The organism is Rhodococcus sp. G6(2025) (genome assembly GCF_058628105.1).
Window position 1 is genome coordinate 7,393,182 of record NZ_CP179750.1, and the last position, 14,259, is coordinate 7,407,440.

General features: G+C 66.3%; 15 protein-coding genes. 9 read left to right on the forward strand and 6 right to left on the reverse strand.

The window, feature by feature from the left end; translation table 11 throughout:
- The first annotated feature begins 124 nt into the window (after positions 1-124).
- The 3 genes from ACLIVD_RS34245 to ACLIVD_RS34255 all read left to right on the forward strand — a co-directional run bounded on the left by ACLIVD_RS34245 (position 125) and on the right by ACLIVD_RS34255 (position 4,088).
- The gene (locus ACLIVD_RS34245; protein ID WP_133985475.1) at positions 125-1,351 is read left to right on the forward strand and encodes a Glu/Leu/Phe/Val dehydrogenase dimerization domain-containing protein; all 1,227 of its coding nucleotides are present in this window, start codon (positions 125-127) and stop codon (positions 1,349-1,351) included.
- Positions 1,352-1,366: 15 nt separating this feature from the next.
- Positions 1,367-2,785, forward strand: a complete 1,419-nt coding sequence (locus ACLIVD_RS34250; RefSeq protein WP_491931493.1) for an amino acid permease — start codon at positions 1,367-1,369, stop codon at positions 2,783-2,785.
- Positions 2,786-2,918: 133 nt separating this feature from the next.
- Positions 2,919-4,088 carry an NADH:flavin oxidoreductase gene (locus ACLIVD_RS34255; protein WP_317569488.1) on the forward strand — a complete coding sequence of 390 codons (1,170 nt, stop codon included), beginning with the start codon at positions 2,919-2,921 and terminating at the stop codon, positions 4,086-4,088.
- Here the strand turns inward: ACLIVD_RS34255 and ACLIVD_RS34260 are convergent, their stop codons facing one another.
- The 5 genes from ACLIVD_RS34260 to ACLIVD_RS34280 all read right to left on the reverse strand — a co-directional run bounded on the left by ACLIVD_RS34260 (position 4,089) and on the right by ACLIVD_RS34280 (position 7,434).
- Positions 4,089-4,577, reverse strand: coding sequence for an SRPBCC family protein (locus tag ACLIVD_RS34260; RefSeq protein ID WP_491931495.1), 489 nt, complete (start codon positions 4,575-4,577; stop codon positions 4,089-4,091).
- Complete coding sequence (locus ACLIVD_RS34265) at positions 4,574-4,906, reverse strand: ArsR/SmtB family transcription factor (protein ID WP_491931496.1); 333 nt, start codon at positions 4,904-4,906, stop codon at positions 4,574-4,576. The genes ACLIVD_RS34260 and ACLIVD_RS34265 overlap by 4 nt, the downstream gene beginning before the upstream one ends.
- A gap of 155 nt (positions 4,907-5,061) precedes the next feature.
- Positions 5,062-5,262, reverse strand: coding sequence for a hypothetical protein (locus tag ACLIVD_RS34270; protein WP_491931497.1), 201 nt, complete (start codon positions 5,260-5,262; stop codon positions 5,062-5,064).
- A gap of 346 nt (positions 5,263-5,608) precedes the next feature.
- Complete coding sequence (locus ACLIVD_RS34275; RefSeq protein ID WP_283334520.1) at positions 5,609-5,908, reverse strand: hypothetical protein; 300 nt, start codon at positions 5,906-5,908, stop codon at positions 5,609-5,611.
- A 920-nt stretch (positions 5,909-6,828) separates the two neighbouring features.
- Positions 6,829-7,434, reverse strand: a complete 606-nt coding sequence (locus tag ACLIVD_RS34280; RefSeq protein WP_283334398.1) for a PadR family transcriptional regulator — start codon at positions 7,432-7,434, stop codon at positions 6,829-6,831.
- Positions 7,435-7,560: 126 nt separating this feature from the next.
- Between ACLIVD_RS34280 and ACLIVD_RS34285 the strand changes: the two genes are divergently transcribed.
- The 3 genes from ACLIVD_RS34285 to ACLIVD_RS34295 are packed head-to-tail and all read left to right on the forward strand — an operon-like array spanning position 7,561 to position 10,128.
- Entirely contained in the window at positions 7,561-8,679 is a 1,119-nt protein-coding gene (locus ACLIVD_RS34285) for an aromatic ring-hydroxylating dioxygenase subunit alpha (RefSeq protein ID WP_491931498.1), read from the forward strand.
- A 1-nt stretch (position 8,680) separates the two neighbouring features.
- The gene (locus ACLIVD_RS34290; RefSeq protein WP_283334400.1) at positions 8,681-9,655 is read left to right on the forward strand and encodes a PDR/VanB family oxidoreductase; all 975 of its coding nucleotides are present in this window, start codon (positions 8,681-8,683) and stop codon (positions 9,653-9,655) included.
- Positions 9,652-10,128: an HtaA domain-containing protein gene (locus ACLIVD_RS34295; RefSeq protein ID WP_491931499.1), complete on the forward strand. Its 477-nt coding sequence runs from the start codon at positions 9,652-9,654 to the stop codon at positions 10,126-10,128. Before ACLIVD_RS34290 ends, ACLIVD_RS34295 begins: the two co-directional genes overlap by 4 nt.
- Positions 10,129-10,151: 23 nt before the next feature.
- Here the strand turns inward: ACLIVD_RS34295 and ACLIVD_RS34300 are convergent, their stop codons facing one another.
- Positions 10,152-10,802 carry a TetR/AcrR family transcriptional regulator gene (locus ACLIVD_RS34300; protein ID WP_491931500.1) on the reverse strand — a complete coding sequence of 217 codons (651 nt, stop codon included), beginning with the start codon at positions 10,800-10,802 and terminating at the stop codon, positions 10,152-10,154.
- A 152-nt stretch (positions 10,803-10,954) separates the two neighbouring features.
- On the opposite strand from ACLIVD_RS34300, the gene ACLIVD_RS34305 reads away from it, so the two are divergent.
- Genes ACLIVD_RS34305 through ACLIVD_RS34315 form a run of 3 tightly spaced genes read left to right on the forward strand, consistent with a single transcriptional unit; the run spans position 10,955 to position 14,249 of the window.
- Complete coding sequence (locus ACLIVD_RS34305; RefSeq protein ID WP_491931501.1) at positions 10,955-11,764, forward strand: SDR family NAD(P)-dependent oxidoreductase; 810 nt, start codon at positions 10,955-10,957, stop codon at positions 11,762-11,764.
- Between the two features lie 34 nt (positions 11,765-11,798).
- Positions 11,799-12,965 carry a serine hydrolase domain-containing protein gene (locus tag ACLIVD_RS34310; RefSeq protein ID WP_491931502.1) on the forward strand — a complete coding sequence of 389 codons (1,167 nt, stop codon included), beginning with the start codon at positions 11,799-11,801 and terminating at the stop codon, positions 12,963-12,965.
- Positions 12,966-12,977: 12 nt separating this feature from the next.
- Complete coding sequence (locus ACLIVD_RS34315) at positions 12,978-14,249, forward strand: cytochrome P450 (RefSeq protein WP_491931503.1); 1,272 nt, start codon at positions 12,978-12,980, stop codon at positions 14,247-14,249.
- Positions 14,250-14,259 lie beyond the last annotated feature (10 nt).

Here is a 14,259-nt window from a genome sequence, read left to right on the forward strand (position 1 = left end):
GCCCGGCCGGTTGCGGCGCACGAGTGGTGCCCGACACAGTGATCGCCGTAACAGCGCGGGCAGCGGTCGGGAACACCGACCGGGTCGCCCCGAGCCCCCGGCAGTCGAGAAACCGAGAGAAGCCATGAAGAATCTGCTCACCCGATTCGAAGAGAAGGCCCCCGAGATCGTCTTCGAGTGGCACGACACGGAGACCTCCGCACGCGGATGGACGGTGATCAACTCGCTGCGTGGCGGCGCTGCCGGCGGCGGCACCCGGATGCGTCGCGGTCTCGACCGGCGCGAGGTGGAGTCGCTCGCGAAGACCATGGAGGTCAAGTTCACCGTCTCGGGTCCGGCGATCGGCGGCGCGAAGTCGGGCATCGACTTCGACCCGACCGACCCACGCAAGGACGAGGTGCTGCGACGCTGGTTCAAGGCCGTGACCCCGCTCCTCAAGGCGTACTACGGCACCGGCGGCGACCTGAACGTCGACGAGATGGCCGAGGTCGTGCCGATCACCGAGAGCTACGGCCTGTGGCATCCGCAGGAAGGTGTCGTCAACGGGCACTTCGCGGCCAGCGATCGTGAGCGGGTCCAGCGGGTCGGACAGCTGCGCCTGGGTGTCGCGAAGGTCGTCGAGGATGCGCGGTTCACTCCCGATCCGCACGCGAAGTACACGGTGTCCGACCTGATCACGGGCTGGGGTGTCGCCGAATCGGTGCGGCACTACTACCGGGTCTACGGCGGCGAACTGGCCGGCAAGCGCGTGATCATGCAGGGCTGGGGCAACGTCGGCGCCACCGCCGCGTACTACCTGGCGCAGTCCGGGGCCCGGATCGTCGGCATCCTCGACCGCAACGGTGGGCTGTCGAACACCGACGGCTACGACTTCGAGCAGATCCGCGCCCTGTTCCTGGCCAAGGAGGGCAACGAACTGCGCGCGGCAGGCACGGTGCCGTTCGAGGAGATCAACGAGACGATCTGGAGTTCCGGCGCCGAGATCTTCCTCCCCTGCGCCGCATCACGTCTCGTGACCCGCGACCAGGTGGACCGGCTGATCGCCGGTGGCCTGGAGGTGGTGGCGAGCGGCGCCAACGTGCCGTTCGCGGACGACGAGATCTTCTACGGCCCCATCTACGAGTACGCCGACAAGAGTGTGGCCGTCGTCCCCGACTTCATCGCCAACTGCGGTATGGCCCGGGCGTTCGCGCTGCTGATGGAGGGCGACATCGAGGTGTCGGACGAGGCGATCTTCGGTGACGTCTCCGCCACCGTCGCGACGGCGCTCGAGCGGTGCTTCGCGCGTTCGTCGCAGCCGACCGGAATCGCCGGTACCGCCTTCGAGATCGCACTCGATCAGCTCGTCTGACGGCCGGGAGCCCCCATGAACACCGTGCACGACCCACCGAAATCCTCTGGCCTGCAGCAGGCGATGAAACCACGCCAGCTGGTGATGATGAGCCTGGGCGGCGCGATCGGCGCCGGACTGTTCGTCGGCTCCGGTGCCGGCATCGCCGTCGCCGGGCCCGCCGTGCTCGTCTCCTTCCTCATCGCCGGATTCCTCGTCGTCCTCGTGATGCGGATGATGGGCGAGATGGTGGCCGCCGACCCCGACAGCGGCGCGTTCTCCGTCCACGCCGAGAACGCGATGGGCCCGGTCGCCGGCCGGACGATCGGCTGGCTCTACTGGGTGCAGGTCGTCATCGTGGTGGCCGCGGAAGCGACCGCGGCGGCGGCGATCACCGCCGCCTCCATACCCGCGGTGCCACAATGGGCGGCGGCCCTCGCGTACATGAGTGTGCTGACCGCCGTGAACCTGGCGGGCGTCTCCCGTTTCGGCGAGTTCGAATTCTGGTTCGCCGCACTGAAGATCGTCGCGATCGTCGCGTTCCTGGCGGTCGGTTCCGCGATGATCCTCGGCTGGATTCCCAGCTTCGACGCGCCCGGCCTGTCGAACCTCACCGGTCACGGCGGGTTCGCCCCCAACGGTGTCACCGGCATCGCGGCCGGCCTGCTGATCGTGGTCTTCGCGTTCGGCGGCACCGAGGTGATGGCCATCGCGGCCGCCGAGACGTCGGAACCGCGACGCAACGTGAGCCGGGCGGTGCGGTCCATCGTGTGGCGGATCCTGGTGTTCTACGTCGGTTCCGTCCTCATCATGGTGGCGGTGCTGCCGTGGACCGCCGACGAACTCGCGACGGGACCGTTCGTCGCGGTCCTGAACGCCGCGCACGTGCCCGGAGCCGGCGCCGTCATGACTGTCGTCGTGGTCATCGCATTGCTGTCGTCGCTGAACGCCATGCTGTTCAGTGGCTCCCGGATGATCTACTCGCTGTCCGAGCGTGGGGCGGCGGCGAAGGTGTTCGGCCGGGTGTCGGGCAACGGCGTTCCCCGCGTGGCGGTGCTGGCGTCGGTGACGTTCGGGTTCGTCACCGTCGTCCTCAACTACCTGGCCCCGGATCGTGTTCTGCCGCTGCTGCTCAACGCGGTCGGCTCGACGATCCTGGTGCTCTGGACGTTCGTCACCGTCTCGCAGATCGTGTTGCGGCGGCGCGCCGAGAAGTCGGGCCGGACGGATCTGCCGCTGAAGATGTGGGGCTTCCCGTATCTGTCGTACGTCGCCCTCGCGCTGCTGGCCGCGGTCGCGGTGCTGGCGTTGTTCGACGACGCGGCACGCAACCAGCTGTTCGCGACGCTCACGTTCACGTGTGCGATCACACTGGCCTGCTGGGTGCTCGGACGCAGGCAACGCGGTGCGGCCGCCGACTCCACGCCGGAGAAGACGCCCGAGACCGTCGGCTGAGACGACACCCGCGGTCTCACGGATGTCGAGGGGTCATCCGTGGGGCCGCGGTGGTCTCCCGCTCAGCGGACACGTTCCGGTCGCCGAACCCTCCCGCCGCCTACCGTCGAACGCACACGACGAAGGGCCGGGAATGACCACACATCCAGACGTTTTCGCCCCGGCCACGCTGGGCCCCATCACGTTACGCAATCGGGTCATCAAGTCGGCCACGTTCGAGGGCCGCACTCCCGACGCGCTGGTCACCGACGAACTGATCGAGTTCCACCGCCGGCCCGCGGCGGGTGGGGTCGGGATGTCGACGGTGGCCTACTGCGCCGTGGCACCGGAGGGTCGCACCGAACGCGGGCAGTTGTGGATGCGCCCGGACGCCGTGCCCGGGCTGCGCAGGCTCACCGACGCTATCCACGCCGAGGGTGCGGCCGCATCCGCCCAACTCGGGCACGCCGGACCCGTCGCGAACGAGAAGTCCACCGGACTGCCGGCGCTCGCACCCTCGCGGTCGTTCAACCCGCTCAGCATGCGGATGATCCGCAGCGCCACCACCGCCGACATCACCCGGATCACCGCCGCCCACGGAACCGCGGCACGGATCGCCGTCGAATCCGGTTTCGACGCCGTCGAGATCCACTTCGGCCACAACTACTTCGCCAGTGCGTTTCTCAGCCCGAAGCTGAACCGTCGCACCGATTCCTACGGCGGATCACTCGAGAACCGGGCCCGGGTGGTGCGGGACGTCGCCCGGACCGTGCGCGACGCCGTCGGCGGCCGGGTCGCGATCCTCGCCAAGCTGAACATGGACGACGGCGTCCCCGGCGGGTTCTGGCTCGACGAGGCCATCCAGGTGGCCGGACTGCTGGAGCACGACGGCAGCGTCGACGCCCTCGAACTCACTATGGGCAGTTCACTTCTCAACCCGATGTACCTGTTCAAGGGTGACGCGCCGGTGCGGGAGTTCGCGGCCGCCATGCCGCAGCCGGTCCGCCTCGGCGTGCAACTGCTCGGGAAGTCGATGATCCACGCCTACCCGTACCGCGACCTGTTCATGCTCGAGCACGCACGCCAGATCCGTGCGGCGGTGACCTTGCCGCTCGTCTTGCTCGGCGGAGTCACCGACCGGGCGGGAATGGACACCGCCATGGCCGAGGGCTTCGAATTCGTCGCCATGGCCCGGGCGCTGCTGCGCGAACCCGACCTGGTGAACCGCATCCGGTCCGAGTCCCGCACCCAGTCGTTGTGCATCCACTGCAACAAGTGCATGCCCACCATCTTCAGCGGAGCGCGCTGCGTGCTCGTCGAGTGATCACCAGCTCGTCTGCGCCAGAACCGCATCCAGCGCCGCGTAGCTCTCGTTCATGCCACTTTCCATACCGGTCTGCAGCATGCCGTCGCGCTCTTCGGGAGTGTGGAACTGACTGACCACGGACAGCTTGGTGCGTCCGTCGCCGAGGTCGGTGTAGGTGTTGTTCTCGACGATGACGTGGCCGGGCATGCCGTCCCACTCGAACGTGTACACCAGGCGCTCTTCCGGGGTGATCTCCCGGAATCTGCCCTCGAAGCCGTGGGTTTCGCCGTCCGAATGTTCGACGAAGCGCCAGTGCCCGCCGCGCTCGAATTCCCAGCGCTCGAGGTCGAGTTCGTTTCCGCGGCCCCACCACTGGGCGAGCAGTTCCGGTCTCGTGAATGCGGCCCACACGCGGTCGCGGGGAGCGTTGAAGATGCGTTCGACGTGGATCTCCCGGTCCGTCGGCGTCGAGACGGTCGCGGTCGTGGGGGTCTGCGAGGTGCTCATGACGTGCCTTCCGTTCGATTGAGGAATTCGTCCAGACGGTCCAGGCGCCCTTCGAGCGACAGCTGGTAGTCGCGGATCCAGGCCACCTCACGCTCGAGGGAATTGGTCCCCAACATGCAGTACCGCACCCGGCCACGTTTCTCGGTCACGATCATCCCCGCCTCTTCGAGCAGTCGCACGTGTTTCTTGATGCCGGTGAGCGTCATCTCGAAGAGTTCGGCCAGGTCACTGATCGAGGAGGCGCCCTCGCCGAGCCGACGGAGGATCCCACGTCGCGTGGGGTCTGCGAGTGCGGCGAACGTGGCGTCGAGAATCGGATACTGAACCATCGAGTTCAGTGTTGCACGCGTGTGGCGCTCCGTCAACGGTTTTCGGTACGAATCGGTAGCGGTCCGGACACCCGCGTGCCGCAGAGGTGGACGTCCGAATCCGTCGGTGCACGTTCGCGCCGGAGAGAGGCGGGAATGACATCACGCACCCTTCCTCACGGCCCGATGAGGTGTTCACCCATGGGCCCGTTGCGCTCACCTGGGGGCCCGCGGTCCGACTCGGACGCGGTGTTCTCGCCCAGCGAGGGTGCCGTGCTGGAACGGTATCCGGGCAGGTAGTCCAAGTCGGACAGGGTGATCGTGCGCCGGCACCCGCTGGGGCTTTCGGTGTGCAGGAGGTCGTCGGCATACGCCACGGCGCGCGCGCATCGAGATAGGTAGAGAGCGGCGCTGGTGGTGCGTGCTGTCCTTCGGTGTCGCGTCGCTGGCGAGCCTCGTCGGCACCGGAGCATCGATCGGACCAGCGCCTGCGCACGCTTACCTCAGTGCCGCTTGGGGCCTGTCCTTCGGCGGAGCTGCCAGCCTGCTGCAGATCGCAATGTCGCGCGCCGCCGGCACCGCTGTCGATTCCGCTCATCGGTCATGGTCACCGGTGCCATCTTTGTTTCTGGACGCCACAACGCCTTCCCGCCTTGCACACCCATGACGGACGCTGACCACAAGGCTCACTGGACGCCGGGTTGTACGCTTCGCGGGCTGGGATCATCCCGCCTCGTTCGACCGCCTCCGCGTCTCCTCGAAGCGCTGCCGCTGCCGGACCCCGTACGCCGCCTCCTTGACGGCGGCGTCGTCCTCGAGACCCGACCCGAGCGCCCCACCGATGGTCGCAATGGACGCCAGCAACCAGGTGAGCGTCAGGTAATCGGAGAAGTTTGTGTTCCCGAGGGTTCCGTCACCCGGGTAGGCGTCGAGGACTTGGATGTAGATGTTCTGCGACGAGTGTCGGATGCCCTTGATCACGTAGGAGCCGTTCTCGTCGATCGTGGCGGATCGGTAGATCACGTCGGGGTTGTCGAGCCCCCATCGACGGTCCGGCTGATCGTCCCAGCGATGGAAGTTCGACCGAGGTTGGCGACATCGCTGGCCACCGCGAGTGCCAGACCATCGATCTAGGACGCCAATTCTGCTGTGGTGGCATCGTCTGTGGCGAGGCCCGACTGTGCCAGCGTGGCGCGGAGCGTGGCCTTGGCCGCGACAACCAGCGGATCCTGTGCCAACTCGACTGCCCGAGTATTGAGCGCTGCGTTCTCGAGAAAACGCATCGGCGGCGCGAGCGGGGAACGCGGACAGTTCACCGGCGATGACGAACTCCCAGATCCCGGCGCTGATGACGTACTTCCGGGGCCAGGAGAATCGAGTGGCTGTGCAGCCGCCGAAGTGGCGAGCAGCAGCGCGCCGACCACAGCTGTGACCGAAACTACGACAGCAAGCGATCGTGTGCGCACGTAGATTACTTCCTTCGCATGTGAACGATTCGTAGCGTGACGGGGGTCACCGTACGAAGCCTCGGCGACCCTTCGAACTGGCATCTCCCGCCACGCGGGAGGGTATGAGATTTACACGCATGCTGTGTGCGGTCTCATACGGAAGCGCGACTGGCGGTGTGCACGATCTGCGCGATCGCACGTGTGCAATCTGTCTTGGTGTAACCGAGCAGCGCGGTCTCGGTTGCGTCAGGCTCGTAGTGCATGGTGTTGCCCCGACCCTGGACGATCATCGCGTCGGGCAGCAGGGGTGCTCCTCGTCCAGTTCGTCGATGCTGCGTGTACCGCCCGCGGCGTCGACGAGCATCTGGAAGTATTCGCGAAAGGTCAGACTCTCAGCGGTAGAATGCACGGTCTGCGGTGAGCTGTTCAAGAACAAGTCGCGCCTGCCGGTACGCGGACGATGAGGATCGAGAGGGCGGTGCCACCGCCACATAGTCACGGGTGCGTGCTGGGCTCGACCGGATGCGACATTTCGTCTAGGAGGGCAAGTCCCTTTACTGCCCAATCGATCTCGGCCTTGCTGCGGCTGATCATGCCGTCGTAGGTGTAGGCCTTGTACGCGATGATCCGGGCGTGTTCGTGCTGCGGGTAGTGATCGAGTCGCCGAACGATGGCTGGATCCGTGCCGGCCTTGATTCCGTCCCGGACGGCGGTGAGCAACTCGACTTGAGTGGTGTAGTACTCGATGTGCTTGTGCAGGATCTCCCGTGCATGATCGGGGTCCGCCCATTCGAAGTAGGCGGCTTGCATGTGGTGGGCATCGCGTTCGGGGGCGTGGTCGAGCGGGGTGTTCATCCACGTTCGGAAGGCGGCGATGCCGTCGTCGGTGATGCTGTATTGCGTTTTGGTGCTCCTCGGCCCCCACCTGACCTGCTCGCCCTCGATCAGTCCGTCCTTCTGCATGCGGCGCAGTTCGGGATAGATCTGCGAATCGGGGGCGTGCCAGACGTGCCCGACGGAGCCGCCGAACCGTTTGGCGGCGTCGTATCCGGTGAGCGGGCCCGCCGTGAGCAGGGCCAGCAGTGCGTAGCGAAGGCTCATGTCTCCTCATCGGCCGGACTGTCTTGCCAATAACTATATCGATAGATAGTGTGTGCGTCACATCACCCAATAGCTATCTGCATAGTTATTGCGGTTTCTACTGGTGACGATCCCCAAGGACATCGCATGACCGATCTCGGCCCGGGCGGCGCGACCGCCAAGAGCATGGCCTTCCCCCTCAACGCGTGGTACGTCGCGGCGTGGGACTACGAAGTGACCTCCGCGAAGCTGCTTGCCCGCAGGATTGCCGACAAGCCGATGACGCTGTACCGCACCACCGACGGCCGCCCGGTCGCCCTCGCCGACGCCTGCTGGCATCGACTCGCCCCGCTCTCACTCGGTACCCGTATCGGCGCGGACGAGGTGCAGTGCCCCTACCACGGCCTGCGGTTCAACTCTGCGGGCCGGTGCACCAAGATGCCGGCGCAGGAGACGATCAACCCGTCGGCGATGGTGGCGTCCTACCCCGTCGAACAGCGTCATCGGTTCCTGTGGGTGTGGCCGGGAGATCCGACGCTCGCCGACCCCGCCACCATCCCGGACATGTTCCAGATGGACTCGCCCGAGTGGGCCGGCGACGGCCGCACCATCGACGTTCAGGCCAACTACCAGTTGGTGCTCGACAACCTGATGGACCTCACCCACGAAGAGTTCGTCCACTCCTCCTCCATCGGGCAGGAGGAACTCAGCGAGTCCGACTTCGTGGTCACCCACGACGAGCGCACGGTCACCGTCACCCGGTGGATGCACAACATCGACGCACCGCCGTTCTGGCTGAAGAATATGCGCGACAAGTTCCCCGGGTTCGAGGGCAAGGTCGATCGCTGGCAGATCATCGAATTCCAGGCACCGGGCACGATCCGCATCGACGTCGGCGTGGCCGAGGCGGGTACCGGTGCCCCCGAGGGTGATCGCAGCCAGGGCGTGAACGGGTTCGTCATGAACACCATTACCCCCGTCGACGAGAAGACGGCGCTGTACTTCTGGGCCTTCCAACGCAACTACCGCCTCGAAAGCCAGCTGATCACCACGCAGCTGCGCGACGGCGTGCACGGAGTCTTCGGCGAGGACGAGGCCATGCTCACCGCCCAGCAGGCCGCCATCGAGGCCAACCCGGATCACGAGTTCTACAACCTCAACATCGACGCGGGCGGGATGTGGGTCCGCCGAATCATTCAGCGCATGATCGAGAGTGAGCGCCTGCACACCGCGAACATCGACGCGCTGACCGAAACTGTGAACTGACATGACCGACAACAAGATCACCTGGCAGCAGGGACAGGTCACCTCTGTCGAGCCCGCCGCCGACGGCATCGCCAAGATCGTGATCGCCACCGAACAATCCCATCGTGCAGCCCCCGGAGCGCACGTCGATGTCCGCATCGGCAGCGGCGCCGTCCGCTCGTACTCGATCGTCTCCGGCGCCGCCGACGGCCACAGCGTGACCCTCGGGGTCCACCTGTCCCCCACCTCCCGTGGTGGGTCCCGGTACATGCACACCCTGCAGGCCGGTGACCCGATCGAGCTGACCGCCCCACTGCAGAACTTCCCGCTGCGGGTCGGTGCACCGCGGTATGTCCTGCTCGCCGGGGGCATTGGGATCACCGCGATGGCGGCGATGGCGGCGGTGCTGCGGCGGGTCGGGGCCGACTACCGTTTCGTCTACGTCGCGCGCAGTCGGACCGCGATGGCGTTTCTGCCGGAACTGCTCGCCGTGCACGGTGATCGCCTGGAGGCGCACATCGACGACGAGGGCACCGGACTCGATGTCCGGGATCTCGTGGCCGGCGTCGACGAGGTGACGGAGTTGTACATGTGCGGGCCGATCCGGCTGATGGATGCCGTGCGCCGCAACTGGATCGAGCGGGATCTGCCGCTGCCGAATCTGCGGTACGAAACCTTCGGGAACAGCGGGTGGTTCCAGGCCGAGGAGTTCGTCGTGAACATCCCGCGACTGGGCATCGAGACCACCGTTCGGTCCGGTGACTCGCTGCTCGACGCTCTCGAGCGAGCCGGCGCGGACATGATGTTCGACTGCCGTAAGGGCGAGTGCGGTCTGTGCCAGGTCGATATCGTCGACGTCGAGGGCACCGTCGACCACCGGGACGTGTTCTTCAGCGAGGAGCAGAAGGCCAACTCGAAGAAGCTGTGCGCCTGTGTGTCCCGCGTAGTGTGCGGCAAAGGCGGGCGCGGCGCGACCTTGACCCTCGAGGTGCCATGACCGCCGGCGTCGGACCGTGCGCGCTTGCCCGGGTCGGATTGACCTGGGGAATCAAGCGCAGCTTCATCCGCTATATCGCCACTCTGCCCGACGGTCGACATGCGATGTCCGAGGGCGCGCATCTGGGCGAGACGAGCTACTTCACCTTCCCGCCGATTCCATCGCCGGACGCGCCGCAGGTGGTGCGGTTCGGCGGAGTCGTTCGGCTCGGTGGGCACGGTGGGATGCTCGACATCCTGATTGCAGAGCCGTGGGTCGAGATGACCGAGTCCGGGCCGATCCTGTCGGTGGCAGATCCGACCGGATGGCCGGATCGAACTCGACGCATCCCCCTGGCCGAGCTGCATCTTCGGGAAGCAGAGCACGGGCTCACCGCACGCCGGTACGCCGCGACCCTGACCGGCGCCGGTGCGGTGATCTTCGACGGTCGCTACCCACCGGGCACCGAACTCGACACGCTCGTCATCGAGTAGGCCCGCGTTAGCCGCCGTGCGCGTCACCCCGGGTGCGTCGCCGCCGGGGTAGTCGCGCCGGCGAGAGCGGCGTGCCATTGCGCCGTCAAGACGTCGATCACATCCGAGTGGTCGGCCGGAGCGGAGCGGACGAGCACGAAGTACAGGGTGCGCTCGAAGCCGAGCATCGTCGTGACCAGCGTCAATCGTGCCCGTTGCCGTTCCGGTCCGTCCGGGTAGCGACCGAGGAAGGTCGTCATCGCGTCCGCCGCTTCCGACAGCGTCTGGTACCACCGCTGTGAGACGACCGGTTCGACGGACAAGGCATGCTCGAGGGTTTCGAGTTGCCGACGCCTGTCCACCCACAACTGTGAGCTGTCTTCGACCCACCGCCGCAGGCCGTCGGTATCGGCCGGGTCGAGGGAATCGAGCGTTCGGTAGCTGTCGATGACCTCCGGACTGAGTTGTTCGAGCATGGCGTCGACCAGCTCCGCTTTGGCCTTGAAGTGCAGATAGAGGTTGGCGCGGCTGATGCCGGCGGCCTTGGCGATCGACTCCATGGTGATCTTGTCGTAGCCGTATTCGGAGAACAGCGGAATCGCGCACTCGACGATGCGGGCGCGGGTGGCCCGCTTCTTCTTGCCCATGCGCGGTGCAGACGCGTCGGTCGGGGATGCGGTTTCCGTCGTGCTCATAGGCCCATCGTATAGGTGCCGTGACCAGCACTGAAAGCTGAACTAGACAAGAATCCAGAAAAAAACTAGACACGGATCTAGTTTTTGGTATGGTGTGTCTTGCACCACTTACGAGCCGTCATTGCGCTCGCCCCCTCTCGAGGAGTCTCTCCATGAAGCTTGCTGGAAAAGTCGCATTCGTCACCGGCGCCGGGTCCGGAATCGGCGCCGCCACCGCCCGGTTGTTCGCCGAGCACGGTGCGACCGTCATCGGCGCCGACATCTCCGAAGCCAACGTCAAAGAGGTACTGTCCGGAATCGACAAGGGTGAAGGCATCGCCCTCGACGTCGCCGACAGCACGGCCGTCAAGCAGGCATTCGCGCACGTCGAAAACCGCTACGGCGCACTCCATGTGCTGATCAACGCCGCCGGCATCAACGCACCGACCCGCGAAGAGAACCAGCGTTTGGTCGATGTCAACGTGGCTGTGTTCGAAGCCCGCAAACGCGGCGAGATCCTGCACCCGGACTTCCTGTCCGGTGTCACCGACGAGCACTTCGATCGCGTCCTCGCCGTCAACCTCAAGGGCCCCTTCTACACCATCCGCGAGGCTGCCCCGCTGATGAAACGATCCGGCGGCGGGTCGATCGTCAACATCTCCAGCGTGTCCGCACTCGTGGGAACGCCGATGCCGCTGTACTACCCGGCCTCCAAGGCCGGTGTCCTCGGCATGACCCGAGCCGCGGCCGGGGAGCTCGCACCCCACGACATCCGCGTCAACGCCGTCGCACCGGGCGCGGTGGACACCCCATTGCTGCGCGCCCAGCCCGACGAGATCGTCGATTCCATCGCCAGCGTGCAGCCAATCTCGAGCCTGGCCAAGCCCGAAGACCTCGCCGCCACCATGCTGTTCCTCGCCTCCGACGACAGCAAGTACTACACCGGACAGACCCTGTCGCCGTCCGGCGGCCTCTACATGTAAACCCGCCCGGACACACAGACAAGAGAGCACAACCATGAGCACACCCACGACCACCTTCGACCAGGACGCCCTGCGCCGCATCCGCACCACGATCGGCGAGGACATCGACGCCGGACACTACGACGGCGCGGTCATCGCCATCGCCCGCCACGGCGAAATCGGCATGCACGAGGCCATCGGATACGCCGACCGCACCACCGGACGCACCGCGACCGTCGACGACATCTTCTGGATCTTCTCGATGACCAAGGCGTTCACCAACATTCTGGTCCTGCAGGCCATCGACCGCGGTCAGCTGGATCTGACCACCCGGGTCGTCGACGTGATCCCCGAGTTCGTCGGCCGCGACCCGTTCCGCGCCGCGAAGAAGGACCGCGTCAACGTCGGTCACCTGCTCACGCACCGCGCCGGTCTCGTCGCCACACCCACCCCCCTGCCGTACTCCGAACTCGGCAACCTCGACGCCGTCATCGACGCGATCAGCCAGCTCGACGTCGTCGGCGAACCAGGCGGAACCTTCAACTACTCCCCCACCCTCAACCACGCGCTGCTCGGGGAGATGGTGCGCCGGGCCACCGGATACGGCAGCTACGGGGAACTGCTCACCAACGAGCTCTTCGCCCCGTTGAAGATGACCGACACCGCACTCGGCGCCCCCAAGGCGTGGGCCGATCGGATGGTGCCCATCAAAGCCCACTTCCCTCCCGGGGGATGGCTCAAGTCCTCGGACATCGAGGTCATGCAGGACATCGTCGTCGAGGGCGCGGAAATGCCGTGGGTCGGCGCGGTATCGACCACCAGCGACATTCTGCGCTTCGCGGAAATGATCCGCCGCGGCGGCGAACTCGACGGTGTCCGGATCCTCTCGCCGAGCATCCTCGATCTCGCCACCACCCTGCAGACCGGCACAGCACCGAACGACCTGTATGCCATGCTGTGCCACGCCCGCGGGTGGGACGTGCCCCCCGGCAACTTCGGTCTCGGCTTCGCGCTGCGCGGCGAAGGGGTGTACCCGACGTTCTTCGGCGCATCCACCAGCCCACGCACCCACGGCAACTACGGCGCCGGCTCCACCCTGTTCTGGGTCGACCCCGACAAGGACCTGACCTTCGTGTGCCTGACCGCCGGAGTGATGGAGGAAGGCGACAACCTCGCCCGCTTCCAACGTCTGTCCACCATGGCCGCGGCCACCGCCCTCTGAACGGACCCCCACATGACCAGCACCTACGGGCAGCGCCCCGCTGCACCACCAGAATTCAATCCGCTGAGCGAGAGCGCCCTGCTCGACCCGGCCTCGATGTACGACCAGATCCGCACCGAGCGGCCCGTGTTCTGGCACGAGCAGCTCGGCACCTGGGTCGTTACTCGCCGCGACGACGTCGACACAGCCCTGATGGACTGGAAGACGTTCTCCTGCACAGGTAACGGCGGAAACCTTCCCGTGCCCGAGCAATTCACCTCTATCGTCACCTCCGAGCTGATGGCGCACATCTCCATCAGCATGGACCCGCCGATCCACACCGAAATGCGTCGGGTCGCCCAACGCGGCTTCCTCAAGCCGGTCATCGACGCCCTCGAGCCGGAGATCGAAGCCCGCGCCCACCGCATCATCGATCGGCTCGCCGACCGCGGCACCGCCGAGCTGATGGAGGACTACTGCCTCGAGCTCACCACCCAGACGCTGATGGCGCTGATGGATCTGCCGGACTCGTTCGAGCCGATGATGCGCCAACTACGCGACGACCACTTCGCGGTCCTGGCCAGCGGTCGAGAGCCGATGGAGGAGCCGCGCCGCACCGAGGTGTGGACGCGGTACACCAACGCGCAACTCAAGCTCCGCGAACTGGTGCGCGAACGCCGCGACAGCGCCGCCTTCGATCTGATTTCGGTCATGGCCTCGGCACGGAACCGCAACGGCGAACCAACCCTGTCCGATGAGCGTGTCGCGCTTCACCTGTGCGAGTTCTCGGCCGCCGGCACCGACACGACCGCCCAGGGCATGGCCAACGCCGTCATCTTCCTCTCGCGCAACGAAGGCCAACTCGACCAGGCCCAAGCCGATCCGAGCCTGTGGCCCAGGGTGTTCGAAGAAACCCTCCGGCGGCGCCCCTCCGCCCCGTTCGCCTCACGGCAGGCAACCCGCGAAGTCGAACTGTCAGGGGTCACGATCCCTGCCGGGGACATGGTGTGGGTGGCACTTGCCAGCGCCAACAACGACCCCGACCACTACCTCGAACCGAAGAAGTGGAACATCCACCGCGACGAGCCCACCGACCACTACGCGTTCACCAAGGGCCGCCATACCTGTCTGGGACAGCCGCTCGGCCGCACCCAAGGCACCGCCGGGGTCCGCGTGCTGTTCGAACGACTACCCAGCCTGCGCATCGCTCCCGACTTCGAACAGGATTTCCTCCCGCTGGTCATGCTGCCGATCCGACGTAGCCTCGTCGCGACCTGGGACCCCGCCGACAGCACCACCGAATAACTCGCCGACA

Bases quoted from the DNA above. Each gene is read 5' to 3' on its own strand.
- ACLIVD_RS34245 (WP_133985475.1), top strand. From the start codon at position 125: ATGAAGAATCTGCTCACCCGATTCGAAGAGAAGGCCCCCGAGATCGTC.
- ACLIVD_RS34250 (WP_491931493.1), top strand. From the start codon at position 1,367: ATGAACACCGTGCACGACCCACCGAAATCCTCTGGCCTGCAGCAGGCG.
- ACLIVD_RS34255 (WP_317569488.1), top strand. From the start codon at position 2,919: ATGACCACACATCCAGACGTTTTCGCCCCGGCCACGCTGGGCCCCATC.
- ACLIVD_RS34260 (WP_491931495.1), bottom strand. From the start codon at position 4,577: ATGAGCACCTCGCAGACCCCCACGACCGCGACCGTCTCGACGCCGACG.
- ACLIVD_RS34265 (WP_491931496.1), bottom strand. From the start codon at position 4,906: ATGGTTCAGTATCCGATTCTCGACGCCACGTTCGCCGCACTCGCAGAC.
- ACLIVD_RS34280 (WP_283334398.1), bottom strand. From the start codon at position 7,434: ATGAGCCTTCGCTACGCACTGCTGGCCCTGCTCACGGCGGGCCCGCTC.
- ACLIVD_RS34285 (WP_491931498.1), top strand. From the start codon at position 7,561: ATGACCGATCTCGGCCCGGGCGGCGCGACCGCCAAGAGCATGGCCTTC.
- ACLIVD_RS34290 (WP_283334400.1), top strand. From the start codon at position 8,681: ATGACCGACAACAAGATCACCTGGCAGCAGGGACAGGTCACCTCTGTC.
- ACLIVD_RS34295 (WP_491931499.1), top strand. From the start codon at position 9,652: ATGACCGCCGGCGTCGGACCGTGCGCGCTTGCCCGGGTCGGATTGACC.
- ACLIVD_RS34300 (WP_491931500.1), bottom strand. From the start codon at position 10,802: ATGAGCACGACGGAAACCGCATCCCCGACCGACGCGTCTGCACCGCGC.
- ACLIVD_RS34305 (WP_491931501.1), top strand. From the start codon at position 10,955: ATGAAGCTTGCTGGAAAAGTCGCATTCGTCACCGGCGCCGGGTCCGGA.
- ACLIVD_RS34310 (WP_491931502.1), top strand. From the start codon at position 11,799: ATGAGCACACCCACGACCACCTTCGACCAGGACGCCCTGCGCCGCATC.
- ACLIVD_RS34315 (WP_491931503.1), top strand. From the start codon at position 12,978: ATGACCAGCACCTACGGGCAGCGCCCCGCTGCACCACCAGAATTCAAT.